Source organism: Muriventricola aceti, from assembly GCF_025567565.1.
Lineage (GTDB): Bacteria > Bacillota > Clostridia > Oscillospirales > Oscillospiraceae > Lawsonibacter > Lawsonibacter aceti.
Map to the genome: position 1 here is coordinate 31,459 of NZ_JAOQKF010000016.1, position 24,179 is coordinate 55,637.

Annotated in this window: 26 protein-coding genes; 22 read left to right on the forward strand and 4 right to left on the reverse strand. The window is 59.4% G+C overall.

The window, feature by feature from the left end; all coding sequences use genetic code 11:
- Positions 1-661 precede the first annotated feature (661 nt).
- The 8 genes from OCV64_RS14870 to OCV64_RS14905 all read left to right on the forward strand — a co-directional run bounded on the left by OCV64_RS14870 (position 662) and on the right by OCV64_RS14905 (position 7,685).
- The gene (locus OCV64_RS14870; RefSeq protein ID WP_147570908.1) at positions 662-1,390 is read left to right on the forward strand and encodes an ABC transporter ATP-binding protein; all 729 of its coding nucleotides are present in this window, start codon (positions 662-664) and stop codon (positions 1,388-1,390) included.
- A gap of 13 nt (positions 1,391-1,403) precedes the next feature.
- Entirely contained in the window at positions 1,404-2,321 is a 918-nt protein-coding gene (locus OCV64_RS14875; RefSeq protein WP_262670435.1) for a SufB/SufD family protein, read from the forward strand.
- A 96-nt stretch (positions 2,322-2,417) separates the two neighbouring features.
- Positions 2,418-2,924 (forward strand): hypothetical protein, encoded by a 507-nt coding sequence (locus OCV64_RS14880; RefSeq protein ID WP_262670436.1) that lies wholly within the window; start codon positions 2,418-2,420, stop codon positions 2,922-2,924.
- On the forward strand, positions 2,921-4,612 hold the full coding sequence (locus tag OCV64_RS14885; protein WP_262670437.1) for an NAD(P)H-hydrate dehydratase: 1,692 nt from the start codon (positions 2,921-2,923) through the stop codon (positions 4,610-4,612). Before OCV64_RS14880 ends, OCV64_RS14885 begins: the two co-directional genes overlap by 4 nt.
- Positions 4,613-4,644: 32 nt before the next feature.
- Entirely contained in the window at positions 4,645-5,229 is a 585-nt protein-coding gene (locus tag OCV64_RS14890; RefSeq protein ID WP_262670438.1) for a hypothetical protein, read from the forward strand.
- Between the two features lie 69 nt (positions 5,230-5,298).
- The gene (alr, locus tag OCV64_RS14895) at positions 5,299-6,438 is read left to right on the forward strand and encodes an alanine racemase (protein WP_147570903.1); all 1,140 of its coding nucleotides are present in this window, start codon (positions 5,299-5,301) and stop codon (positions 6,436-6,438) included.
- 276 nt (positions 6,439-6,714) lie between these two features.
- Positions 6,715-7,080, forward strand: coding sequence for a type II toxin-antitoxin system PemK/MazF family toxin (locus OCV64_RS14900; protein ID WP_317246521.1), 366 nt, complete (start codon positions 6,715-6,717; stop codon positions 7,078-7,080).
- 65 nt (positions 7,081-7,145) lie between these two features.
- Positions 7,146-7,685 (forward strand): hypothetical protein, encoded by a 540-nt coding sequence (locus tag OCV64_RS14905; RefSeq protein WP_147570901.1) that lies wholly within the window; start codon positions 7,146-7,148, stop codon positions 7,683-7,685.
- A 51-nt stretch (positions 7,686-7,736) separates the two neighbouring features.
- On the opposite strand, the gene OCV64_RS14910 is transcribed toward OCV64_RS14905, so the two are convergent.
- The gene (locus OCV64_RS14910) at positions 7,737-9,098 is read right to left on the reverse strand and encodes an MATE family efflux transporter (protein ID WP_186853307.1); all 1,362 of its coding nucleotides are present in this window, start codon (positions 9,096-9,098) and stop codon (positions 7,737-7,739) included.
- 236 nt (positions 9,099-9,334) lie between these two features.
- Here OCV64_RS14910 and OCV64_RS14915 point away from each other — a divergent pair, with 236 nt between their 5' ends.
- Genes OCV64_RS14915 through OCV64_RS14925 form a run of 3 tightly spaced genes read left to right on the forward strand, consistent with a single transcriptional unit; the run spans position 9,335 to position 10,831 of the window.
- The gene (locus OCV64_RS14915; protein ID WP_147570899.1) at positions 9,335-9,640 is read left to right on the forward strand and encodes an STAS domain-containing protein; all 306 of its coding nucleotides are present in this window, start codon (positions 9,335-9,337) and stop codon (positions 9,638-9,640) included.
- Positions 9,641-9,680: 40 nt separating this feature from the next.
- Positions 9,681-10,118, forward strand: coding sequence for an anti-sigma F factor (gene spoIIAB, locus OCV64_RS14920; protein ID WP_147570898.1), 438 nt, complete (start codon positions 9,681-9,683; stop codon positions 10,116-10,118).
- Positions 10,115-10,831, forward strand: coding sequence for a sigma-70 family RNA polymerase sigma factor (locus OCV64_RS14925; protein ID WP_147570897.1), 717 nt, complete (start codon positions 10,115-10,117; stop codon positions 10,829-10,831). The genes spoIIAB and OCV64_RS14925 overlap by 4 nt, the downstream gene beginning before the upstream one ends.
- Positions 10,832-11,018: 187 nt before the next feature.
- Here OCV64_RS14925 and OCV64_RS14930 read toward each other — a convergent pair whose 3' ends face one another.
- The 3 genes from OCV64_RS14930 to OCV64_RS14940 form a co-directional block, all read right to left on the reverse strand.
- Entirely contained in the window at positions 11,019-11,576 is a 558-nt protein-coding gene (locus OCV64_RS14930) for a hypothetical protein (RefSeq protein ID WP_147570896.1), read from the reverse strand.
- A 501-nt stretch (positions 11,577-12,077) separates the two neighbouring features.
- On the reverse strand, positions 12,078-12,785 hold the full coding sequence (locus OCV64_RS14935; protein ID WP_147570895.1) for a response regulator transcription factor: 708 nt from the start codon (positions 12,783-12,785) through the stop codon (positions 12,078-12,080).
- The gene (locus OCV64_RS14940) at positions 12,778-13,965 is read right to left on the reverse strand and encodes a sensor histidine kinase (RefSeq protein WP_186853309.1); all 1,188 of its coding nucleotides are present in this window, start codon (positions 13,963-13,965) and stop codon (positions 12,778-12,780) included. The genes OCV64_RS14935 and OCV64_RS14940 overlap by 8 nt, the downstream gene beginning before the upstream one ends.
- Before the next feature lie 228 nt (positions 13,966-14,193).
- Between OCV64_RS14940 and pyrE the strand changes: the two genes are divergently transcribed.
- The 11 genes from pyrE (at position 14,194) to uvrA (ending at position 24,137) form a co-directional block, all read left to right on the forward strand.
- Entirely contained in the window at positions 14,194-14,868 is a 675-nt protein-coding gene (pyrE, locus tag OCV64_RS14945; protein ID WP_147570893.1) for an orotate phosphoribosyltransferase, read from the forward strand.
- 185 nt (positions 14,869-15,053) lie between these two features.
- Positions 15,054-15,329: a PF20097 family protein gene (locus OCV64_RS14950; protein WP_262670439.1), complete on the forward strand. Its 276-nt coding sequence runs from the start codon at positions 15,054-15,056 to the stop codon at positions 15,327-15,329.
- 5 nt (positions 15,330-15,334) lie between these two features.
- Positions 15,335-16,048 carry a JAB domain-containing protein gene (locus tag OCV64_RS14955; RefSeq protein ID WP_147570891.1) on the forward strand — a complete coding sequence of 238 codons (714 nt, stop codon included), beginning with the start codon at positions 15,335-15,337 and terminating at the stop codon, positions 16,046-16,048.
- Between the two features lie 115 nt (positions 16,049-16,163).
- Positions 16,164-18,131 (forward strand): excinuclease ABC subunit UvrB, encoded by a 1,968-nt coding sequence (gene uvrB, locus OCV64_RS14960; protein ID WP_262670440.1) that lies wholly within the window; start codon positions 16,164-16,166, stop codon positions 18,129-18,131.
- 2 nt (positions 18,132-18,133) lie between these two features.
- Entirely contained in the window at positions 18,134-18,562 is a 429-nt protein-coding gene (locus OCV64_RS14965; protein WP_262670441.1) for a hypothetical protein, read from the forward strand.
- Between the two features lie 134 nt (positions 18,563-18,696).
- On the forward strand, positions 18,697-18,903 hold the full coding sequence (locus OCV64_RS14970; protein ID WP_240286912.1) for a hypothetical protein: 207 nt from the start codon (positions 18,697-18,699) through the stop codon (positions 18,901-18,903).
- Entirely contained in the window at positions 18,872-19,615 is a 744-nt protein-coding gene (locus OCV64_RS14975; protein ID WP_186853313.1) for a TraX family protein, read from the forward strand. The genes OCV64_RS14970 and OCV64_RS14975 overlap by 32 nt, the downstream gene beginning before the upstream one ends.
- 18 nt (positions 19,616-19,633) lie before the next feature.
- Positions 19,634-20,122 carry a Cys-tRNA(Pro) deacylase gene (gene ybaK, locus OCV64_RS14980; RefSeq protein ID WP_240286917.1) on the forward strand — a complete coding sequence of 163 codons (489 nt, stop codon included), beginning with the start codon at positions 19,634-19,636 and terminating at the stop codon, positions 20,120-20,122.
- Between the two features lie 13 nt (positions 20,123-20,135).
- Entirely contained in the window at positions 20,136-20,456 is a 321-nt protein-coding gene (locus tag OCV64_RS14985) for a TfoX/Sxy family protein (RefSeq protein ID WP_186853314.1), read from the forward strand.
- Positions 20,453-21,298: a DUF3788 family protein gene (locus OCV64_RS14990; RefSeq protein WP_240286919.1), complete on the forward strand. Its 846-nt coding sequence runs from the start codon at positions 20,453-20,455 to the stop codon at positions 21,296-21,298. Before OCV64_RS14985 ends, OCV64_RS14990 begins: the two co-directional genes overlap by 4 nt.
- A 13-nt stretch (positions 21,299-21,311) precedes the next feature.
- A complete protein-coding gene (gene uvrA / locus OCV64_RS14995; protein WP_147570886.1) occupies positions 21,312-24,137 on the forward strand; it encodes an excinuclease ABC subunit UvrA in 2,826 nt (941 codons plus the stop codon).
- Positions 24,138-24,179: the final 42 nt, after the last annotated feature.

Below are 24,179 nucleotides of genomic sequence, written 5' to 3' on the forward strand. Positions count from 1 at the left end.
CCGTCCCCCTCTCAGGGGCCGCTCCCAGGCGAACCAAGGGGCCGTTTCCAGGCAGGCTCTCAGCCGGTGACCTACCCTCTCTGACGAACACAGTTCCCCTATTTTCCTGTTCTCCGCAATTTACACTAAAGGTACTTATATCACAAAAGCGCCGGGAATGCAAGTCATCCCGACGAAAAATATGAAAAAGCTGACCCGCAGAGAAAGAGGAGACCTGAAAAGGGCCGGATGCAGGGCCCCTCGGGAGAACCAAAGAGGAGGGCCGGGCGGGGCGGGCCGCAAGGAGGAGCGGGACAAGATTGAGCCCAATCAAGCAGAGTATAAGCCCTTTCCAGTCCAGGCGCTCTGCGCCGTAGCGACACAGGAGGAGGGAGAGCGGTATCTCTCATGGCGGGACCTCCTTTTTAAAAGAGGTGTCATTCTGTATATACTTCCCTGTAAAGAGGGGGCTGATCCCTTGAGGGCCAGGATAATAAAGCATAAAATCTGAAAAATAAAATTCCTATTAAAAAAGTAGGAAATTAAGGATAGACAAATTCTCCCTCCCGTGATAGAATAAAGACGCCTCAAAGGACAGGCCCTGTTTGGCGGCCCAGTCCAGGGGGCATGATACTGTTTAGACAGACCGGCTCCAGAGCCGGAAACCATAGGAGGGGTTCCCATGCTGGAATTACAGCATATCAGCTATGACGTGGAACAGGACGGCGACAACAAGGGCATCCTGCGCGATATCGATTTGACCATCAGCGAGCGGTTCGTGGCCATCACCGGACCCAACGGAGGGGGGAAATCCACTCTGGCCAAGGTCATCGCCGGCATCCTGACGCCCACCCAGGGGCGCATCCTGCTGGACGGAGAGGATATCACCGGCCTGTCCATCACCGAGCGGGCCCGGAAGGGCATCAGCTTTGCCTTCCAGCAGCCGGTTCGCTTCAAGGGGCTGACGGTGAAGGATCTGATCACCCTGGCCAGCGGAAAGAGCATCGGCGTGCCGGAGGCCTGCAACTATCTTTCAGAGGTGGGCCTGTGCGCCAAGGACTATATCGACCGGGAAGTGGACGCCTCCCTGTCCGGTGGAGAGCTGAAGCGCATTGAGATTGCCATGATTATGGCCCGTTCCACCAAGCTGTCTGTCTTTGACGAGCCGGAGGCGGGCATTGACCTGTGGTCCTTCAGCAACCTCATCCAGGTGTTTGAGCACCTGCATGAGAAGATCAACGGCTCCATCCTCATCATCTCCCATCAGGAGAGGATTTTGAACATCGCTGACCGCATTATCGTCCTGGCGGACGGCCAGGTCCAGCGGGACGGGCCCAGGAAGGATATCCTGCCCTCGCTGCTGGGAGCGGCGCCTGAGGTTTGCAGCGCCCTGACGGACAAGGTGCGGTAAAGGAGGGATTTTTATGGACGCAATCCAAAAGAACCTGCTGGAGCAGGTGGCGGAGCTCCACGGCGTGCCTGAGGGGGCCTATAACATTCGGGCAAACGGGAAGGCGGCTGCCCGGAATACCACTGCCAGCATCGATATTGTTTCCAAGACGGACAAGGACGGCATCGACATCATTATCAAGCCCGGTACCAAAAACCAGTCGGTCCACATCCCGGTGGTCCTCAGTGAGAGCGGCCTGACCGAAATGGTGTACAACGACTTCTTCATCGGGGACGACTGCGACGTGACCATCGTGGCCGGCTGCGGCATCCACAACTGCGGGGTGCAGAACTCGGAGCACTCTGGTATTCATGCCTTCTATGTGGGGAAAAACGCCCGGGTGCGCTATGTGGAGCGCCACTACGGCGAGGGGGACGGACTGGGAGAGAATATCATGAATCCCACCACCATCGTGGAGATGCGGGAGGGCAGCTACATGGAGATGGAAACCACCCAGATCAAGGGAGTGGACTCCACCATCCGCACGACTAAGGCCAAGCTGGGGCCCAATTCCACCCTTATTATCAAGGAGAAGGTGATGACCCACGGCCGCCAACTGGCCAAGTCCGATTTCACAGTGGATCTGGACGGGGAGGGCTGCCACACCAATGTCATCTCCCGGTCTGTGGCCCGGGGCGAGTCCAAGCAGGTGTTCCTGGCCCGCATCAACGGGAACGCCGCCTGCTACGGCCACTCTGAGTGCGATGCCATTATCATGGATCAGGGCGTGGTGTCCGCCATCCCGGAGGTCACCGCCAACTGTCTGGACGCCCAGCTCATCCACGAGGCGGCTATCGGCAAGATCGCCGGAGAGCAGCTCACAAAGCTCATGACCCTTGGCCTGACGGAGAAAGAGGCCGAGGAACAGATCGTCAACGGATTTTTGAAATAAAGATTGAATTCGGGGAGGGCCGGAGGCCCTCCCCCTCTTTTTTTGTCCGGGGAAGTGTGGTAGAATGGGAAAAAATCTGTGACAGGGGAGAGAACTGTGAGGACCGTTTACTTTGACATGGGGGAGCTGAATCGATTTGGCGCGCTGGGGCTCTTAAGCAGCGAGGCGAAGGTCCTTCCCGCCGGGACTGTGATCCACACCGAGCAGGCCAAGGTCCGGAAGGAGCTGCCTCAGTATCAGGAGATGGCGAAGCGGGCCGGGGTGTTCTTTTTCTTTGAGGACGAGGACATTCCCAACGCCCCGTTTTTTACAGTGCCCTATATGGAACTTGTCGCCCGGGACCGGGATGGCGGCTGGTATGGCCGGGCGGAATCCATCGGAGACGGGGTTTACTGCGTCACCCCGGACGGGGTGGTGTTCCTGGTGTCGGAAGGTATGGAGCGATTTTCCGGACGGCTGCTGGCGGGGGAGGAGGTCCGGGAGCTGTGGGAGCCGGCCCTGGAGATGACGGTATACCCATCGAAGACGGCGGCGGCCCAGGTGGTGGAATTAGTCCCAGTGGAGGAGCTGCTGCCAAAGGGATGGAAGGAGCGGGAAAAATGAGTATGCTTGCCACCACAGAGCAGATGAGGGAATTGGACCGGAGGACCATTGAGGAGCGGGGGATCCCCTCTCTGGAGCTGATGGAGAACGCCGCCCGGGAGGCGGCCCAGGCGGTGGTCAATCTGGTGGGGCCTGTGAAGGAGCCAAGACGGCCGGATGGCGTGATTGGGTCGGCTGTTTCGGTAGCATTTGTTATGATGGAGGACAGCCGGGAGCCCACGCCGGAGGAGCAGCGGGAGATGGAGGCTGTCCGGGCCATCGTGGAGAGCAAAAATACCGACCCCACCCAGAGGATCGCTGTTTTCTGCGGTCCTGGCAACAACGGTGGGGACGGCATCGCCGCCGCCCGCATCCTGCTGGAGGAGGGCTATCGTGTCCGTGCCTTTTTGGTGGGCGGCCGGGAGAAGATGACGCCGGACGCAAAGGCGATGGAGGCCCGTCTGATCGAGGCCGGCGGCGTGCTGGAGCCTCTGGACCTGGAGGACAGGAGGCTGGCGGCCTGGCTGGGGACCTGCGACTGCTATGTGGACGCCCTGTTCGGGGTGGGGCTGAAGCGGCCGCTGGAGGGGGATTTTTTGGCGGCGGTCCAGTGGATGAACGGCCGGCGGGCTCCCGTAGTGTCATGCGATCTGCCCTCCGGGGTGGATGGGGACACTGGGGAGATACTGGGCCAGGCTGTCCAGGCCGAAACCACAGTTACCTTCACCTGCGCCAAGCCGGGGCTCTATTTGGGCGCTGGTGCGGGCTGTGCCGGAGAGGTGCGGGTGGCCCATATCGGCATCCCCCAGGATCTGGTTCACCAGATGATATGGCGGGGCCCGGAGCCAATAGAGCTCCATCCGGACTATATGCACTGGAATCTCCCCCGCCGGCCGGCAGACGGCCACAAGGGGGACTTTGGAAAGGTGTTTATTTTGGGGGGCAGCGAGGGCTATACCGGAGCTCCTGTGCTGGCCGCCTGTGGGGCGCTGCGCACCGGAGCCGGACTGGTCTATGTGGGAGTGCCCCGAGAGATCTATCCCATTGTGGCTGTCAAGTGCCAGGAGGCCATGGCCTTTCCTCTGCCGGAGGAGTATGATAAACTATTGGAGAAGGCCCGGTCCTGTGATGTGGCTGTGATCGGTCCTGGCCTGGGCCGGCATCCGCAGATGGAGCGGCTGGTGCGCTCCCTGCTATGTGACCTGGAGATACCAGTGGTGCTGGACGCCGATGGCATAAATGCCCTGTCCGGGCATATAGATAGTTTGGACAGACGGCGGGCGGCCACGGTCCTGACCCCTCACGCCGGGGAATTTGCCCGGTTGACGGGGTGTGCCCTCCCCATCCAGGACAGGGTGGCGGCAGCCCGGACCTTTGCCAAGGACCACCGCTGCACGTTGGTCCTCAAGGGGCGGGGCACTGTCACTGCCGCTCCAGACGGCCGCACCTGGCTCAACGGCACCGGGAATCCCGGCATGGCAAAGGGAGGTTCCGGCGATGTGCTGGCTGGGATGATCGCCGCCCTGCTGGGACAAAAGCACCTTCAGGGACCCCATGCCGCGGTGTCGGAAACAACTGCTCTGGCTGTGTGGCTTCATGGGAAGGCCGGGGACAAGTGTGCTCAACGGTTTGGGGAGTACGCCATGCTGCCCTCTGACCTGATCGGGATGCTCCCCGAGGTGCTGAAGGAGAATGAGGAGCGAAAATAAAAGCCTATTCATGACGCTTTGGAGGGAAAACTGTGCGCAAACTTCTGTTTTGCGTACCAATGATGATCCTGCTGCTATCCGCCTGTACCGGCGGAGCGGAAGGGAACGAGGCGGAGGAGCTGGCCTTACAGATCCGGGGGGAGTATCTGGCCATGAGCTCCTGCGCGGGGCAGGCGGCCATTACCGCCGACTACGGGCAGCGGGTGTACCAGTATGAGCTGGCGGTGGCGGTGGACGGCGAGGAGACCACTCTGACACTGTCCGCTCCGGACACGGTGGCCGGCATCACGGCCCGCGTTACAGGGCAGGATGGACAGCTGGAATATGACGGTCTTTCAGTGGAAACGGGCCCGCTGGACCCGGAGGGGTTGAGCCCTGTGTCCGCCGTCCCCGCCCTGTTGGAAGGGGCCCGGTCAGGCTACATCGTGTCCTGCGCGCTGGAGGAGGACGGCACCCTGCTCCGTATGGACTGTGGGGACCCGGAGGGAACTCCGGGCACCGGAAGCGAGGTATCCCTGTGGTTCGACACCTCTACCCATGCCCTGTCCAGAGGCGAGATATCGGTGGACGGATTCCGGGCCATTTTATGTGAGTTTACAGATTTTGCTATGTCCTAGGGGAACAGGCCCTTGGGAGAGGAAAATGGGGCGGCAGGCCCTATTTGGATACAAAAGAAGGTATGACCGATGACAGACAGACGGAAGGCCCGCACCTGGGCGGAGATAGATTTGGGGGCCATGGCACACAATTACCGGGCCCTAAAGGCCTTGACCCCGGCGGGCTGCGGATTTTTGGGGCTGGTCAAGGCGGACGCCTATGGCCATGGGGCGGTTCCAGTGGCCCAAAAGCTCCAGGAGCTGGGAGCGGATATGCTGGCGGTGGCCTGTGCAGCCGAGGGGGAGGAGCTGCGGCGGGGCGGTATTGTCCTGCCCATCCTCTGCCTGGGCCAGACGGACCCGGCGCTGGCCCAGGACCTGCTGGACTGGAACATCACCCAGACTGTGGAGGATCTGGAGTCCGCCCAGGCCCTGTCCCGAGTGGCGCTGGCCGCCGGAAAGAGGCTGCGCGTCCACCTGAAGGTGGACACTGGTATGGGACGGCTGGGGTTTCTCTGGGGGGATGGAGAGAACGGTTCCGCCCTGGAGAAGATGACCGCCCTGTGCGCCCTGCCTGGGCTGGAGGTGGAGGGGATGTTCACCCACTTCGCCGCTGCGGATGAGGACGAGACCTACACCGCAGCCCAACTCAGGCGGTTTCTGGAGGCGAAGAAGGCTCTGGAGGACCGGGGGCTTCATTTCGCAATTTACCATTGCGGCGCCAGCGCCGCTGTGTTACACTATGGGCAGAGCCACATGGATATGATCCGTCCCGGCATCGCCCTATACGGCTTCCCGCCTGCGCCGGGGATAGAGGCCCCCGGCCTGATCCCGGTCATGACTCTGAAAAGCCGGGTGGCCGCCGTCCGGCCAATGCCTGCCGGAAGCCCCATCAGCTATGGCTGTACCGCCGTGCTGGAGCGGGATTCCAGGGTAGCTGTCCTGCCGGTCGGTTATGGGGACGGCCTGCCAAGATCCCTGTCCAACAAGCTGCAGGTCCAGATCGGGGACAGGCTGTGCCCCGTCCTTGGACGCATCTGTATGGATATGTGCATGGTGGACGTGACGGACCTGCCCGACGTGGCGCCGGGGGATGTGGCCCGGATCTATGGCCCTGGGCTGACCCAGCGCGCTGCGGATCAGGCTGAGACCATTGTCTATGAATTATTGTGCCAGCTCTCCCGGCGGGTCCCCCGTATCTATTTGGATGGTGGAAGGGAGATCCGTTGAGTTTGGCCCCCAAAATCCACCGGACAGGCTGGCCCGCTGCCTGTCCGGCCCCGTGACCGCCCGGCTCAGACCCACATAGGATGAGTTGGAGCGGCGGAGAGGGGAGGACCTCTCCAGGGTACAAAGGCGCGGCGGGCTTGGTCAAAGCAAAAAATGCTATTTTTTGGCGGAGAGTATAAACCCCGCCGCTCCGTGGGAGAATCATAGTACAGCGTTACATAGGACCCGGTGGGCGCCTGTAACGCGTACTATCTTTCCAGCGGAGTGTGAATGTACGTGGATAACAGCGTGAAGCGAGGCGACATCTTTTACGCCGATCTCAGCCCGGTGGTGGGCAGTGAGCAGGGGGGCGTGCGGCCTGTTCTGATCGTCCAAAACGATACGGGCAACCGTCATAGCCCGACTGTCATCGCCGCGGCCATCACCTCCCAGACAGGGAAGGCCAGACTGCCCACCCATATCTCGGTGGCACCTCTGAGCTGCGGGCTGCCCAAGGAGTCGGTTATCCTTCTGGAGCAGGTGCGGACCCTGGATAAGCGTCGCCTGCGGGAAAAGATGGGCCGACTGGACGAGGGAGTCATGAAGCAGGTGGATACCGCTATCGCGGTCAGCTTCGGGCTGCACCCAGAGACCATGGTGTAAAAGTAAGCGGCTCCGCCTATGGGCGGAGCCTACATAAGACAGCGACAGAGATAGGAGTACTTATCATGAAAAAAAGCAGGAGATGGACCCTGGCGGCGGGAACCGCCATCTTGGCCGCCCTCTGCCTGGGGGCTGGAGTGGTGCTGGCCGCCAACGGGGACCAAAATGACCCTCTGGTTACCATGAGCTATCTGGATGAAACGGTTATTCCTGAGGTGGTGGCTAAGGTGGAGGAGAACACTAAGGTCCGGCAGCAGGAGCTATCCACCCAGCTGGCTGCCCAGATAGCCAAATATCAGCAGGAGATAGAGGCGGCAGGCGGTTCTGCCGGTTCTGGCAGCGCCTCCTATACCCTGGTCACGATGACCAGTGGTCAGACCATGGCTCTGGAGGTAGGCTGCGAGGTCCTACTCCGGGTGGGATCGGCCACGGTCCAGTCCAATACCAGCCCCGCCCTCATTGATATCTCCACCGGCGGGACCGTGAACAGCGGCGCCTCCCTGACGAAAAACCACCTCTATATGTCCACCATCCCAGACCGTACCCTGAAGGCAGCTGCCAGTGATGTGAAGCTGTTGGTCCGAGGCGGCTGGTCCGTTTCCTGAAATTGTTGAATAAGTGAGAAAGCCGCGGCCCGTGGGCCGCGGCTTTCTCACTTATTGAGGTGACTGAGACTTTTTGGGCCAGATGCCCTTGACTGCTAGGACAAAGACAGAGGCGTGGAAGATGTTGATTGCGACCCATCCCACTCCGGTGGCCAGAGCCACCGCATCCAGCCCCATGGCCCCTACCAGCAGATAGGTCCCGGCTACCCGCATGGCGATCTGAATGGTGGTGCCCCAGAAGGTAATGTTCATCCGTCCCACGCCCCGGTACCAGCCGACCCAGGCGTGACCGGTGAAGGACAGGAAATAGAACCAGCTGATGTACTTCAAATAAGAGATACATAGCTCCATCCCTTCCGCCTTGCCGCCCAGGAATAGGGCAGACAGGGGATAGGCGCCCAGATTTATTGTCAGGGAGAAGAAAAGACCCATGGTCAAAAGGGTAAAAATCCCCCATCTAAATCCCTGATAGGTGCGGAGTTCCTGGCAGGCGCCCCGGTTCTGGGCCACAAAGATTGCGATGGACTCACATCCACTTATGCCGAAGGCCTGAATGAAGTTCTCCACACGGGTGGCGGCGGTGAAGGCGGAGATGGGAGCGGTACTTACCAGGCTGATGCCGTTGACTGCGCTCTGGATGATGAGCTTGCCCAGGTAGAGACTGGACTGTTGGAGGGCCGCCACAGCGGCATAGCTGCTGGTCAGCCGGACCAACTGGCGGTCCATTCTCATATCTCCCCGATGAATCGTAAGAAAGGCACGCCGTTTGCGAATGTAGAGGAAGCATAGCAGGGTGGACAGCAGCTGGGCGGAAGCGGTGGCCAGAGCGGTCCCCTGAATGCCCATGTCAAGCACCGCCACCAGCAGCCAGGCGCAGACTAGGTTGTATCCAAGGGAGGCGAGAAGAAAGTACAGGGCGGCCTGGGTGTCTCCCACAGCCCGGAGGGTGGCGGCCAGATAGTTATAGGTGAAGGTGAATACCATGCCAATTAGAATAATGCGCAGATAGGAGGACACATCTCCCATCAGCTCCGCTGGAGTCTGGATGACGCCCAGTAACTGGGGCAGGAAAATCTGGCCCAGCAGGACGGCGCCCAGGGTACATCCGCCGATGAGGACGGCGGACACATAGAGCTGCTGCCGCAGACGGGGGAAGTTTTCCTCGCCGTAAAACTGAGCGATTAGGACGGAAGCGCCCATACAGGCCCCAGTGATGACGTAGATAAACAGGTTCATTACGCTCTCGGCTACCCCTAGGGCGGCAAAGGCACTGTCCCCGATGTAGTAGGTCACCACCAGAGAATTGATGATGTTGTACAGCTGCTGGAGCACGTTGGCGGCCAATAGAGGCAGACAGAGCCGGACCAGCTGGGGCATAATAGGGCCAGAGGTAAGATGTATTTCTCGTGACACCCGAAAGCGCCTCCTGTTGTCAATCGTTCTTCGCATACTACTATACGGCAAAATACAAAATTTGTAAAATAAAAAATTTTACCCCAAAAGATAGGGAAGGAATGACAACGGAAAAGGAGGGAAATACTGTCAACAGACAGAAAGAGGCAGGATATGACAGAGGGCCTGTCCTATAATCAAACCATCTGGGACATAGGGGCGGCCGTCTGCCTTCCCCTGGAAAGGAGCCACAAGAAATGCCTGTGAACTGCACTGAAGAGGAGCGCCGGCTGACCGCGGCGGTGACGGGAGAGCTGGATCACCATGGGGCCAAAGCGGTGATGGAGGAGCTGGACCGGAGGATCGACGCCGCGCTGCCCAGGGAACTGACTCTGGACCTGGGAGGGTTGACCTTTACCGACAGCTCCGGCATCGCCGTGCTGCTGCGGGCACACCGCCGGATGGGCCAGGTGAGAGGAGCCATGCGGGTGATCAACACGCCGGGGCAGGCGGAAAAGGTGTTCCGGGCCGCCGGCCTCCAGCGTATCATCCGATTTGAATAGAGGGGGCGGCCCGCCCTGCACGAAGGAGGACCTACATAATATGAAAATTGAAAATCATGTGAATCTGGAATTTCCCAGCCGCTCCGCCAACGAGGGCTTCGCGCGGGCGGCGGCGGCCTGCTTCGCCGCCCAGCTTGACCCCACGCTGGAGGAGGTCAACGACGTGAAGACCGCGGTCAGCGAGGCGGTGACCAACGCCATCGTCCACGCCTATCCAGACACCATTGGCAAAATTGCCATGAAGCTGCGTCTGCGGGAGGATCACAGCCTGGAAATCGTCATCCGGGACTGGGGAGTGGGGATCGCTGATGTGGACCAGGCCAGGACACCACTGTTTACCACAGGGAACGAGGAGCGGTCCGGAATGGGCTTCACCATTATGGAGAGCTTTATGGACACGCTGAAGGTCCGCTCTGCCCCCGGTAAGGGGACCACTGTGACCATGCGGCGGAAGATCGCCCGCCGGGCTGGGCGGTGAGCGGCACTCTCTCCGACCTGGATCTGCTGGAAGCGGCCCGAAATGGGGACAGCCGGGCCTGTGAACAGGTGCTGGAGGAGAACAACGGTCTGATCTGGAGCGTAGTTCGGCGGTATTACGGCCGAGGTGTGGAGCCGGACGACCTGTATCAGTTGGGGTGCCTGGGCTTTCTGAAGGCGGTCCGCGGCTTTGACCAGTCCTATGGCACTCAGTTTTCTACCTACGCGGTCCCCAAGATTGCCGGAGAGATCCGGAGATTCCTCCGGGATGACGGGCCGGTGAAGGTGAGTCGGGGGCTGAAGGAGCGGGGGATGTCAGTCCGGAATGCCAGGAGTAAGCTTTCCACCCAACTGGGCCGGGAGCCAACCCTGTCTGAATTGGCCCAGGACACCGGGTTGTCTCCGGAGGAGATTGCCTCGGCGGAGACCGCGGCGGAACCTGTTATCTCCCTTCAGGCGGAAACCGGAGATGGGGGATTGACCCTGGAGGGCCTGCTTACTGCCGGAGGCGAAGAGGAAGGGCTGGTGGAGCGGCTCACACTCCGCACCGCCCTTTCCACCCTGCCGGAGCGGGAACAGCAGGTGCTGCTGCTGCGGTACTACCGAGGAATGACCCAGGTTCAGACGGCGCGGGTGTTGGGCGTGTCTCAGGTCCAGGTATCCCGGTTGGAGCGTCGGGCGCTGGACCGCCTACGTCAGGAATTGGTCCCATAAAAAGGAAAAATGACCCAGGCCCAAAGGCCTGGGTCATTTTTTGAAAAAGAGAGGACAGTCCCAGGGAGAGGAGGGACTGTCCAAAAGGGTTTGGCCGGATAGGGGATGAAAAGGAGAGAAGAAGATCATCCCAAGGCCAAATAAGGGAAGAATTGTCCGGCAAAGTGGGAGAGGGGAGCGCCGGACATCAAGCTAGATAACGAAGCAGCTGGCCGGGCTGATCGATGTGATAGAACATCAGACCGGCCATATCTTCTCTGCTGTCCACATTTCGCATGCCAATCACGGCGTGGTCACGGCTTTTCTTGGCGGGCTTGCCGACCAGCTCACCGAAGCGAAGACTGCCGAAGCCATCTTCGTGGGATTGAACGGCGGTCTTGATCCCTTTGACCAGGGGGAGGTACATCACCTCACCCTTGACCAAGGCGATGATGCGGAAATTGGTGATGGCATAGAGCGTGTTCTTTTCCAGGCACTTTTTATCCATGAAGGGCCGAGCGGAGAGGGCCACAGGTAGAAACAGGGCTACGATGGCCATAATAAGGACATCGGTGAAGGAGCGGGTGCCAGTAATAGAGCTGAAGACCATCAGGACAATGACTGCTGCCAGAACCAGGGCGGAAACGATCCAGGTGAGCAGAATCGAATTTTTGCTGTCGTGATCGAACAGGGAGAAGGGCTTGGGGCGGCCAGACCAGCGGACTTCTTCTCCTTCCCAGAGGATGTTTTTCAAACGGGTGTCCATGATGTACATTGCCTCCTTGTGTTGTTTGTATCCTGATTATAGCAGAGAAGAAATTAAATGGGTGTTAACGAAAAGGAGGTCCAGATTAAAAAGTTGACAAGGAGGCATTTACGCCTCTCCGGCAATAAAAAAACCCCGGTCCCATACTGTGAAACCGGGGGCCCAATGTTAGGTGGACAGCCGGCTTTGGCGGAAGCGGCTGTCCGTGTGTGCTGGCTGACAGACCGCTTTCGGGAGAGAGAAAGGGGCGTCAGCCGGAGAGAGAAAGGGTCCGGGAAAAGTGAGGAAACCCGGATGATGCGGGCAGAGAAGTATTCACTGTCTGCCTTCGCGTGGGAATAGCTCCTACCTGTATTATAGCATCGGGGGAGTGAAATGGGTGTAAATGAAAGAAAGGAAGATGTAAAGAAACCGTTAATCACCGTCGGGGGACAAAAACAGCTCCGGAGGGAGAGACCCGCTCCGGGGCTGCTCTAAGGTCTGCCTGCTCTGCTGGTGGGGTCAATCCTCCAGCATACGGTAGCCAATGCCAAGCTCGGTGTGGATATATTTGGGCTTGGAGGGATCCTCCTTTAGCTTTCGGCGGATATTGGCCATGTTGACCCGCAGAATCTGATTGTTATTGTTGCCGCCGTAGGGCCCCCAGACGTGCTCCAAAATAAAATCGTAGGTGAGCACCTTCCCGGCGTGGATGCACAGCAGCTCCAAAATCTTGAATTCATTTTGGGTGAAGTGGATCTGCTCTCCTGCTAACAGCACCTGGTGCTTCGTGATATCCACCACAAGGTCCTGGACCTGATACACGTCCCTCTGGGCGCCCTGGGACATCTTCAAACGATCCGCCCGGCGGAGCGTGGTGCGGATACGGGCCAGCAGCTCGGACACGCCGAAGGGCTTTACCACATAATCATCCGCCCCCATGTCCAGAGCGCGAACCTTCTCCGACTCGCGGTCACGGGCGGAGATGATGATGACAGGGACCTCTCGGGGCAGGTCGCTGAGCTGTTCCAGCACCTCCAGCCCGTCCATATCGGGCAGTCCCAGGTCCAGCAGGACCAGGTCGGGGCTGTGGGAGAAGAACAGGGAAAGCCCCTCCTTGCCGCTGGAGGCGGGGATGGCCTTATAGTCATTGGCGGCCAGCGCGCGGCAGATAAAGTTGCTGATGGCGTGCTCGTCCTCGATGACCAGGATCAGTCGTTTTTCATTCATGGTCAGACTCCTTCATGGGGAGGCCGAAGCGGATCACCGCTCCGCCCTCCGGGGCGTTGCCCGCGGCAAAAAAGCCGTTGTGGGCCTTGATGATGCTTTGACAGACAGACAGACCAATGCCCATCCCGCGGGTGGAATCCCCGTTCAGATCTCGGGACAGAGGCCGGCCAGACTGGACGGCCTGACACACCTCCGGGGGCAGTCCTTTGCCGTGGTCCCGGACCTCCACCACTGCCCACTCGTCCTGACGGAACAGATTGAGCAGGATACCGGACTGGCTGCCGGAGTGGCGGACCGCGTTCTCAAGCAGGTTGACCATCACCTGCTTGATGAGCATGGGCTCCATAGGTAGGTATAAGATATCCTCGGACAGCTCCAGATCCACATGACAGTTGGGGAACCGGCGCCGGGTGGTCAGAATGGCGTCCCCCGCCACCTCCTCCAGCATCTCCTCCCGCTTTTTCAGGGGTATGGTGCCGTCTTGAATTCGGGTGACGGACAGCAGATTTTCCACCATGACGATCAGAGCATCAGCGTCTGCCTTGATATCGTTGGCAAGGGAGGCGTTTTTTTCTGACCGGAGGATGTCCTCGCTGGACAGAAGGACAGAGGCGGCGCCGGAGATGGCGGTCAGAGGGGTGCGCAGATCATGGGACACGGCCCGGAGGATGTTGCCCCGGATCGTCTCCCTGGCGGACTGTAACTGGATGGCCGCTTTTTCTGCGTTGAGCTTTTCATTCATCTCATAGAGGGTCTTGGTGTTCTTTTCCCGGCGGACAGCCTCAATGGCCTGCTGCTTGACCCGGGAAGTAAGGGCGCACACGATACAGGAGATAGCCACCATGGACAGCATGGCAACCGGGTAACCCGTATGGCTCAAGGAAAAGGCGGAATAGGGGACCATAAAAAAGTAGTTGATGCAGAAGGTCCCTATGATGGAGGCGGTGATCCCATAGGCATAGCCGGTGGTAAAAAAGGAGATGCACACCACTGCCAACACGAATACCAGGGCGGAATTGTTTTCCCCGCCGGTGTGGGAGATCAGAATGCCGCTGGTCCAGTAGGCGGCGTACAGCAGAAGAGCAGTGGTTAGGATATCCCGGGGGACCGAAGGTATTCGGTGGACCAACTGGTCCATATAGCCAAAGAGGGCTTTGCATCGCTGCGTCAGGGCGGACATATCTATTCTCTCTCCTTCCGGGACCCTGCCGCCACAGAGGAGCGGAGGCATTGGGCAAAAATATTATATCAAACCTGGCCCGAACCGTAAAGTACAGACACTGTAAAAAAGCCGAAGAAAAATCCGGATGAAAAAAGACGGCGATTTCTTGTATCTGGGGAGGAAAAATGATATAATAATACGATTTCCGGCCTGTGCCGGGCAAACTGGAGAAAAGAGGTCGAAACGATGACATACAAAGAGGAATTTATCACATTTATGGTGCGCTCCGGCGTGCTTACCTTTGGGGATTTTACCACGAAGTCCGGACGGAAGACCCCTTATTTCGTCAACACCGGGAACTACAAGACCGGGGCCCAGGCGGCCAAGCTGGGAGACTACTACGCCGCCTGCATTCAGGAGCATATGCCGGAGGGAATCACCTGCCTGTTCGGCCCCGCCTACAAGGGGATCCCTCTGGCGGTGTCCGCCGCGGCCTCTCTGTACCGGAACTATGACCGGGACCTGCCTTACTGCTTCAACCGCAAGGAGGCCAAGGACCACGGCGAGGGTGGTTCTATGGTGGGCTACAAGCCACAGGACGGAGATGATGTGGCCATTATTGAGGACGTGGTCACCGCTGGCACCGCCGTCCGGGAGTCTATCGAGCTGTTTAAGCATGTGGCCAAGGTCAACATGAAGGCCCTGTTCGTGTCGGTGGACCGGATGGAGCGGGGCACCCGGGACTGCTCCACCCTGGATGAGCTGCGCCAGGACTATGGTATCCAGGTTTACCCCATCGTTACCGTCCGGGAGGTCATCGCCTTCCTCCATAATAACCCTGTGGATGGCAAAGTCTATATTGACGACGAGATGAAGGCTAAAATGGAAGCCTACCTGGCGGAGTACGGGGCCAAAGCATAAACCTATAACCCCCCGTCCCCTTGGAGAGCATGGGGGGCATCAGGGGGTAACTGGTCCCCCCTGAAAATGCGGTGTGCGAAGCGCATATGTTTTTCCCGCAGGAGAAAACCCGCATTTTGAATGGAGGCGTACCTGGCAGAGTACGGAGCCAAGGGCTGAGAGAGCCTTTGATTGGAGGTGCTGGAATGAACTGTCCATACTGTGGCGGATCAATGCTGGAAGGGACGTTCCACGACCGGGGAGACAGCTATATTCTACCGGCCGGGGAGGTGCCTCCCAAGCTCTGGACCAAGGCTGTCCTGAAGAAAAAGCACGCCATTTTGCTGCCTCCGGAGTCCTTTGGCGCTGTGTGGGCACAGCGGCCAAGTGCGTTCTGGTGCGAGATATGTAAAAAAATGCTGGTAGACTATGGGGAGCTGATGTCCCAGGTTGAGGGGCAAGGTACTGAGGGAAAGGAATAGGTCCCATGGCAGAACAAGGAAAGCACCGCCATGCCGGCCACCGGCAGCGGATGAAAACAGAATTTCTGACCCGTGGGTTGGAGGGCTGGCCGGACCACAGGGTGCTGGAGCTGCTGTTGTTTTACGCCATTCCCCAGGGGGATGTGAACGCCATCGCCCACGACCTGATCGACCGCTTTGGCTCTCTGGCCGGGGTGTTGGACGCCTCGGTGGACGAGCTGACAAAGGTGCTGGGGGTGGGGGAGCACACCGCGCTTCTGCTGCGGCTTATCCCCGCTCTGGGCAGGCGCTACCAGATGGACAGGAGCGACCTGGGAAAGATTATCAACAGCATCCACCAGGCTGAGGAGCTCCTGGGTCCCTATTTTTTTGGGGCGAGAAACGAGATGGTCTATGGCCTCTTCCTGGACAGCAAGCGAAAGGCCCTGGGGGTCCGACTGGTGTCAGAGGGCAGCATCTCTGCCTGTGACATCAATATCCGGCGTATTTTGGAGGAGGCGGTGGGTCTGCGTGCCTCCAGGCTGTATCTGGCCCATAACCACATCAGCAATCTGGCCCTTCCCTCCGACGCCGACTGGCAGGCCACTGATGTCATCCGCAGCGCCCTGCTGCCCGCTGGGGTGACGCTGGAGGACCATCTGATCTTCGTGGACGGGGACGTGGTGTCCCTGATGGAGACAGAGCGCCGGCAGGGCCGTCCCATGTATCAGCTGTTATAAGTACCCGCTCCTCCCCCTGCAAAAACGGTGGGAGGAGCGAAAAACTCTTGTGTTGGAACAAATGTTCTGATATAATGAGGAGTAATCTGTATAGACTACTGGCGAGGTGAAGGGAATGCCCAAATTTGAAGTGGTTTCAGAATATACCCCCAGCGGCGACCAGCCGGAGGCCATTCAGGCTCTGGCCCAGGGGATCGAGATGGGGCTGGACGAGCAGACCCTGCTGGGAGTGACCGGCTCGGGCAAGACCTTCACCATGGCCAAGATCATCGAGAAGGTCCAGCGTCCCACCTTGGTACTGGCCCATAACAAGACTCTGGCCGCCCAGCTTTGCGCCGAGTTCCGGGAGTTTTTTCCCAACAACGCGGTGGAATACTTCGTATCCTACTACGACTACTACCAGCCGGAGGCCTATATCCCCCATACGGATACGTTTATTGAAAAGGACTCCGCCATCAATGAGGAAATCGACCGTCTCCGCCTGTCCGCCACCGCCTCCCTGCTGGAGCGGCGGGACGTGATCGTGGTATCCTCGGTGTCCTGCATCTACGGCCTGGGCGAGCCGGAGGATTTTGAGAAGATGATGGTTTCCCTCCGGGTGGGCGCCCAGATGGAGCGGGACGAGATGCTGAAAAAGCTGGTGGCCATCCGCTACGAGCGCAACGACATCGCCTTTGAACGCAATATGTTCCGCGTCCGGGGGGACACGGTGGAGATCTGGCCAGCCTACTGGAAGGACACGGCCATCCGGGTGGAGTTTTTCGGGGACGAGATCGACCGCATCAGCGAGATCAATGTGGTCACCGGCACCCCCATCCGTCGGCTGACCAATATCCCTATCTGGCCTGCCACCCACTATGTCACTCCCAAGGAGAAGATGGACGCCGCTATCCAGGAGATCTACAAGGAGTTGGAGGAGCGGGTGGCTTTCTTCGAATCGGAGAACAAGCTCATTGAGGCCCAGCGCGTCAAGCAGCGCACCATGTACGACGTGGAGATGATGCAGGAGCTGGGCTACTGCTCAGGCATTGAGAATTACTCACGGGTGATTGAAGGCCGCCCCGTCGGCTCGCCTCCCCATACCCTGCTGGACTATTTCCCAAAAGACTTCGTTCTGTTTATCGACGAGAGCCATGTCACCCTGCCCCAGGTGCGGGCCATGTACAATGGGGACCGGGCCCGCAAGACCACCCTGGTGGACTACGGCTTCCGCCTGCCCTGCGCCTTTGACAACCGGCCGCTGAAATTTCCGGAGTTTGAGCAGCGGGTCAACCAGGTGGTCTATGTATCCGCTACCCCTGGGGAGTACGAGCGCACCCGCTCCGGACAGATTGTGGAGCAGGTCATCCGGCCCACCGGTCTGCTGGATCCCCGTATTGAGGTCCGTCCCGTAGAGGGCCAGATCGACGACTTGATCGGTGAGATAAACCAGCGTACCGCCAGGAACGAGCGGGTGCTGGTCACCACCCTGACCAAAAGGATGGCGGAGGATCTGACCGCCTATCTCCAGGGGGCGGGGATCAAGGTGCGCTATATGCACCACGACATCGATGCCATGGAGCGCATGGAAATTATCCGGGATCTGCGCCTGGGTGCCTTCCATGTGCTGGTGGGGATCAACCTGCTGCGGGAGGGGCTGGATCTGCCTGAGGTGTCCTTAGTGGCCATTCTGGACGCGGACAAGGAGGGATTTCTCCGAAGCGAGACTTCCCTCATCCAGACCATCGGCCGGGCGGCCCGAAACGCCGAGGGCATGGTCATCATGTACGCCGACACCATCACACCCTCCATGCGCCGGGCCATGGACGAGACGGAGCGGAGGCGGGAGAAGCAGGACGACTTCAACAAGGCCCACGGCATCGTACCCAAGACAGTCATCAAATCGGTGCGGGCTCTGCTGGATATCTCTGCCGAAGGGGAGGATACCCCGGAGAAGAAGGGTGAGGTCCAGGGCCTCACTAAACAGCAGAAGGCAGAGCGGATCGCCCGTCTGGAAAAAGAGATGCGCGAGGCTGCCAAGATGCTGGAGTTCGAGCTGGCGGCCGCCCTGCGGGACCAGATCATTGAACTGCGGGGGAAATAACCGTGAGCGCAAAATTTTCTATGGGTAGAAACTGTGTGGAGATATTCGATTTTTGGTGTAATGACCGGGAAAGTAACGATCCCTACGGCACCGAGTTCAAGGTTCGTGTGTGCTCCAATGGCGAGGACAATTACGGAGAGAGCGAGGAAGAATATGTCGGCACCGGCTCTTGGATGTGCGGGATCGAAGAGGTCAGGAACTTTGTGGGTCAACTGGATGAGATGAATCATCTCCAGGGGAAACACGCTGAGATCAAAGATGTTTCCTACGGAGGCAGGCTGTGCTTCGATCTGGACCGCATGGGCCATGTTCAGGTCAGCGGTACGCTGTTTGGTGTGTATGGGATCCAAAGCCTCAAATTTGAATTCACAGGGGATCAGACCGCCCTGGGACCCTTTTTGGACGGCCTGCGTGAATGTTTGAGGGGATGAGCCAATGGTCATGCCCAGGCGCAAACAAAACCGCCTGACCGATTGCGACTATGGCCGACCGGGGTATTATTTCATCACGATTTGCACCCGCGGAAAGAGGCATACACTTGGGACTGCCGTAGGGGCCGATGCTGGTGCGTTATTTAAAACGCTCTGTCACCGTAGCGTGGGATGAACCAGTGTGGCAGGATGATTATTACGACCACATCATCCGCAACGACCGGGACTATCGACGCATCTGGCAATACATCGACACCAATCCCGCCAAATGGCGGGAGGACCGCTACTACTGTGATATGGAGAGAGAAAATGACCGTGCTCAACCGGCTGAAATGCCTTAATTCCCTGCATTTGAAACTATTGGCGATGGCGCTGATGCTGTGTGACCATATGTGGGCCACAGTGATTCCCGGGGCCGCGTGGATGACCAGTATAGGCCGGCTGGCTTTTCCCATCTTTGCCTTCCAAATCGCGGAGGGCTTTGCCCGCACCCATCATTTCAAAGGATATCTTGGGCGGATCTTTCTGTTTGCCTTGATCTCCGAGATCCCCTTTAATCTGATGTACGGGGGGAATGTGATCTATCCCTTCCATCAGAACGTGCTGTTCACCTTCTGTCTGGCCCTGCTGATGCTGCGTCTGACCCGGGCTGGGGCGGAAAAAGGCGGTCTCTGGCGCTATCTGACCCTTGGAGTGGCCTGCTGGCTGGGCTATGTTCTGGGCCAGCTGTCTATGGTGGACTACGGCGGTCTGGGGGTGCTGACGGTGCTGCTGTTCTGGGTGTGCCGGGAGCTGCCCTTTGGCTGGCTGGCGGAGCTGGCTGGGCTGTGGATCATCAACGGCGTGCTGATGGGCGGGATGCAGTTTCCAATCTCTCTGGGAGGACTGGAGTTCTCCTTCCCGCAGCAGGGGCTGGCCGTGCTGGCCTTGCTCCCTATTTGGATGTATAACGGGCGGCGAGGGCCCGGCGGGCGGGGATTCCAATATTTCTGCTATGCCTTTTATCCCGTCCATATTTTGATCCTGGCTGTGCTGTGGATCTACATACTGTAAGAGAAATGAGGCGATCCCGTGGCAAAGCAGAAGGATGAAAAAACCAATGTGATGCGGATCTTGGACCAAAAAGAGATCCCCTATACCCCCCACACCTATCCCCACGAAGAGGGGGAGGCGGTGGACGGGGTGACGGTGGCCGGGATCATGGGCCAGGACCCGGAGTGTGTGTTCAAAACGCTGGTGGCCCGGGGGGCGTCCGGTGCCTTGTATGTCTTTGACATCCCGGTGGCCGACAGCCTGGACCTGAAAAAAGCGGCCAAGGCGGTAGGGGAAAAGTCCGTCGCCATGCTCCACCAGAAGGAGCTGCTCCCCCTGACTGGCTATGTCCACGGGGGCTGCTCGCCCATCGGCATGAAGAAGCAGTACCCCACGGTGTTCCATGAGACAGCGGAGATTCTGGACACCATTATCGTGTCCGCCGGTAAAATCGGCTGTCAGGTGGAGCTTTCCCCCACAGACCTGATTGGGCTGGTTGGGGCGGAGACCGCCGATCTGACTGTTTGAAAAGGAGAAGACTATGTCTACCAGCCCTGAATTTGTTGCCTATCTCTGCGAACAGCTGGAGGGAACGGGGGAAGTCCGCTCCCGCAAGATGTTCGGAGAGTATATGGTGTATCTCAACGACAGGCCTGTGCTGCTGGTGTGCGACGACACCCCCTTTGTCAAGATGCTCCCCTGTGTGGAAGGGCTGCTGGGAGACCGCCCCTCCGCCGCCCCCTATGAGGGGGCCAAGCCCCACTATGTCCTGGACCCGGACGACGGGGAAACCCTGCGCCGGGCGGCGGAGCTGGTGTCCCCAAACAGTCAACCGCCCAGGAAACGGAGGAAGCAGACATGAGAGAGCAAGCAGACAGGGAAAAATTCCAATACCTCCCCACCGCTGAAAACGGGTTTCTCCTGCTGGGAAAATCGGAGGAGGGGGGCTGGACGGTGCTGGAGGAGTCCGGGCCGAGCCCGGCTCCTGAGCCGGAGCCAGAGGAGCCGGCGGGAATTTATCCCTGCCCCTGCTGCGGATTTCTTACCTTCCCCGTGCCCAAAGAGGAGGCCCTGGCCTATATCTGTCCGGTGTGCTTCTGGGAGAACGACCTGTTCGATCCCGGCGAGGACGACCCCAGCGATGAGAACCGCGGCATGACCCTGCGCCAGGGCCGGGAAAACTACCGGAAATGGGGGGCGGTGCGGGAGGACCTGGTCCGCTTCGCCCGGGAGCCCCGACCGGAGGAGATGAGACTGGATCCTTCGACTCCCTGGGACGCGGCATTTCCCCGGAACATTCAGCCCAACATGGATGAAATCGCCCGCTGGGTAGGCAGTCCACTGTTTTTCCGGCTCCAGAGCTGGATGGAGAACACTTACGGGGTGAAGCCCGCCATCGAGTTCAGCGGGTGTTCCATGGATCGTGGCTGGAACGTGAAGTATAAAAAGGGATCCAGGGCCCTGTGCGCCTGCTACATCCGGGCGGGCTGGTTTACCGCCCTGGTGACGGTGGGGGCAAAGCAGATGGAGGAACTGAACGCCCTGCTGCCCACCTTTTCCCCGGCCTTTCAAACCGTGTTTGAAAATACCCCGCTGTTCAACGGCGGCAAGTGGCTGGTGCTGGATGTGAAGCGGGAGGAGCAACTGGAGGATGTCCGACGGCTGGTCCTGCTGAAGGCCGGACCGCCCAAAGGGAAACAATAAGGAGAACCAGATCATGCATACTCATATTACCGTCAAAGGCGCACGGGTGAACAACCTGAAGAATATCGACGTGTCCATCCCAAGGGACAAGCTGGTGGTGCTCACCGGCCTGTCCGGGTCGGGCAAATCCTCCCTGGCTTTTGACACCATCTACGCCGAAGGGCAGCGCCGCTATGTAGAGTCCCTATCCTCCTATGCCCGGATGTTTCTGGGCCAGATGGAGAAGCCGGATGTGGACTACATCGACGGCCTGTCCCCGGCTATTTCCATCGACCAAAAGACCACCAGCAAGAATCCCCGCTCCACCGTGGGGACGGTGACCGAGATCTACGACTACCTCCGGCTGCTGTGGGCCAGGGTGGGCACGCCTCACTGCCCCATCTGCGGCAAGGAGATCCGTCAGCAGACCATAGACCAGATTATCGACCAGGTGCTGGCCCTGCCGGAGGCCACCCGTATCCAGGTCATGGCTCCTGTGATCCGGGGAAAGAAGGGGGAGCACGCCAAAGTTTTTGAGGACGCCCGGAAGTCGGGCTATGTCCGCTGCCGGGCGGATGGCATCACCTATGACCTGTCCGAGGAGATCAAGCTGGAGAAAAACAAGAAGCACGATATTGAGATCGTGGTGGACCGGCTGGTCATTCGGGAGGATATCACACGCCGGCTTACCGACAGCGTGGAGATCGCCTCCAACCTGGCGGGGGGCCTGGTGGTCATCAACGTGGTGGGGGAAGACCGGGATATCCTGTTCTCCCAGAACTACGCCTGTGAAGACTGCGGCATATCCATTGAGGAGCTCACCCCCCGGATGTTCTCCTTCAACAATCCCTTTGGGGCCTGTCCCACCTGTATGGGCCTGGGCTCCCAAATGAAGATCGACCCGGACCTCATCATGCCAAACAAGAATCTATCCATCGTCGAGGGGGGGATCACCGCCTCTGGCTGGAACAACATCAAGTCGGACGGAATCTCCCGGATGTACTTTGACGCATTGGCCAAGAAATATAAGTTCAAGCTGAACACCCCCATCAAGGACCTGCCGAAGGAGGTGCTGGACGTTATCCTCTACGGCACGGGCGGGGAAAAGCTGACCCTCCACTATGACCAGCCCAGGGGCCAGGGCACCCTGTACCAGCCCTTTGAGGGCATCGTCACCAATCTGGAGCGCCGCTATCGGGAGACCCAGTCCGACGGTATGAAGCGGGAGCTGGAGGAGTGTATGTCCCAGTGCCCCTGCCCCACCTGCCAGGGGCGCAGGCTGAAAAAGGAGTCCCTGGCCGTCACTGTGGGAGGGCTGGATATCGACAGCTACTGCCACAAGAGCGTCAGCGACGCCCTGAACTTCATGGAGCGGCTGGAGCTGAATCCCACCCAGACCATGATCGCCGCCCAGATCGTCAAGGAAATCAAAAGCCGGCTGGGCTTTCTACGCTCCGTGGGCTTGCAGTACCTGACCCTCAGCCGGGAGGCGGGGACCCTGTCCGGCGGCGAGAGCCAGCGGATCCGGCTGGCTACCCAGATCGGTTCCTCTCTCATGGGGGTGCTGTATATCCTGGACGAGCCCTCCATCGGTCTGCACCAGCGGGACAACGACAAGCTGCTTGCCACCCTGAAGGAGCTGCGGGATCTGGGCAACACCCTGCTGGTGGTGGAGCACGACGAGGACACCATGCGGGAGGCGGACTATATCATCGACGTGGGTCCCGGCGCAGGAGTTCATGGCGGCCAGATCGTGGCCGCCGGCACCCCGGAGGAGGTCATGAACACCCCAGGCTCTATCACCGGGGACTACCTGTCCGGCCGCAAAAAAATCCCCGTTCCCACCCAGCGCCGGAGAGGGAACGGGAAGTATTTGAAGATATTTGGGGCCAGGGAGAACAACCTGCGGGGCGTGGATGTGGAGTTTCCCCTGGGTACCTTTACCTGTGTTACCGGGGTATCCGGATCGGGCAAATCCTCCCTGGTCAACGAGATCCTGTTTAAGAAGCTGGGAGCTGATTTGAACCGGACCAAGACCCGGGCTGGGAAGCACGACCGCATCGAGGGGGAGGAGTTTTTGGACAAGGTCATCAACATCGACCAGTCCCCCATTGGCCGCACGCCCCGCTCCAACCCCGCCACCTATACCGGCCTGTTCAACGATATCCGGGACCTGTTTGCCTCCACCCCCGACGCCAAAAGCCGGGGCTATGGCCCTGGACGCTTCTCCTTCAACACCAGGGGCGGCCGGTGCGAGGCCTGTACCGGCGACGGGCTCATCAAGATCGAGATGCACTTTTTGCCCGATATCTATGTCCCCTGCGAGGTGTGCAAGGGCAGGCGGTACAACCGGGAGACGCTGGAGGTGCGCTACAAGGGCAAGAACATCTACGAGGTGCTGGAGATGACGGTGGACGAGGCCCTGCCCTTCTTTGAAAATCTGCCCCGCATCTATAACCGCCTGAAAACCCTGGAGGAAGTGGGGCTGGGCTATGTGAAGCTGGGCCAGCCCTCCACCGAGCTGTCCGGCGGCGAGGCCCAGCGGGTCAAGCTGGCTACTGAGTTGTCCAAGCGATCCACAGGCAAGACCATCTATATCCTGGACGAGCCTACAACGGGCCTCCACTCCGCCGACGTCCACAAGCTGATCGAGGTCCTCCAGCGGCTGGTGGAGGGGGGCAATACAGTGGTGGTCATCGAGCACAACCTGGATGTCATTAAGACAGCCGACCACATCATCGACCTGGGCCCCGAAGGGGGCGACGGCGGCGGGACCATTGTGTGTACCGGCACGCCGGAGGAGGTGGCGGCCTGTCCGGCCAGCTATACCGGGCAGTATCTGAAAAAGCTGCTGAGATAACGCCGCCGCCAGAGCCCCCAAAATTCGGAGCCGAAGGCGGAG

Excerpts from the sequence above, each read along its gene's own strand:
- OCV64_RS14870 (WP_147570908.1), top strand. The coding sequence starts at position 662 with ATGCTGGAATTACAGCATATCAGCTATGACGTGGAACAGGACGGCGAC.
- OCV64_RS14875 (WP_262670435.1), top strand. The coding sequence starts at position 1,404 with ATGGACGCAATCCAAAAGAACCTGCTGGAGCAGGTGGCGGAGCTCCAC.
- OCV64_RS14885 (WP_262670437.1), top strand. The coding sequence starts at position 2,921 with ATGAGTATGCTTGCCACCACAGAGCAGATGAGGGAATTGGACCGGAGG.
- alr (WP_147570903.1), top strand. The coding sequence starts at position 5,299 with ATGACAGACAGACGGAAGGCCCGCACCTGGGCGGAGATAGATTTGGGG.
- OCV64_RS14905 (WP_147570901.1), top strand. The coding sequence starts at position 7,146 with ATGAAAAAAAGCAGGAGATGGACCCTGGCGGCGGGAACCGCCATCTTG.
- OCV64_RS14915 (WP_147570899.1), top strand. The coding sequence starts at position 9,335 with ATGCCTGTGAACTGCACTGAAGAGGAGCGCCGGCTGACCGCGGCGGTG.
- spoIIAB (WP_147570898.1), top strand. The coding sequence starts at position 9,681 with ATGAAAATTGAAAATCATGTGAATCTGGAATTTCCCAGCCGCTCCGCC.
- OCV64_RS14930 (WP_147570896.1), bottom strand. The coding sequence starts at position 11,576 with ATGGACACCCGTTTGAAAAACATCCTCTGGGAAGGAGAAGAAGTCCGC.
- OCV64_RS14935 (WP_147570895.1), bottom strand. The coding sequence starts at position 12,785 with ATGAATGAAAAACGACTGATCCTGGTCATCGAGGACGAGCACGCCATC.
- OCV64_RS14940 (WP_186853309.1), bottom strand. The coding sequence starts at position 13,965 with ATGTCCGCCCTGACGCAGCGATGCAAAGCCCTCTTTGGCTATATGGAC.
- pyrE (WP_147570893.1), top strand. The coding sequence starts at position 14,194 with ATGACATACAAAGAGGAATTTATCACATTTATGGTGCGCTCCGGCGTG.
- OCV64_RS14950 (WP_262670439.1), top strand. The coding sequence starts at position 15,054 with ATGAACTGTCCATACTGTGGCGGATCAATGCTGGAAGGGACGTTCCAC.
- OCV64_RS14955 (WP_147570891.1), top strand. The coding sequence starts at position 15,335 with ATGGCAGAACAAGGAAAGCACCGCCATGCCGGCCACCGGCAGCGGATG.
- uvrB (WP_262670440.1), top strand. The coding sequence starts at position 16,164 with ATGCCCAAATTTGAAGTGGTTTCAGAATATACCCCCAGCGGCGACCAG.
- OCV64_RS14975 (WP_186853313.1), top strand. The coding sequence starts at position 18,872 with ATGACCGTGCTCAACCGGCTGAAATGCCTTAATTCCCTGCATTTGAAA.
- OCV64_RS14985 (WP_186853314.1), top strand. The coding sequence starts at position 20,136 with ATGTCTACCAGCCCTGAATTTGTTGCCTATCTCTGCGAACAGCTGGAG.
- OCV64_RS14990 (WP_240286919.1), top strand. The coding sequence starts at position 20,453 with ATGAGAGAGCAAGCAGACAGGGAAAAATTCCAATACCTCCCCACCGCT.
- uvrA (WP_147570886.1), top strand. The coding sequence starts at position 21,312 with ATGCATACTCATATTACCGTCAAAGGCGCACGGGTGAACAACCTGAAG.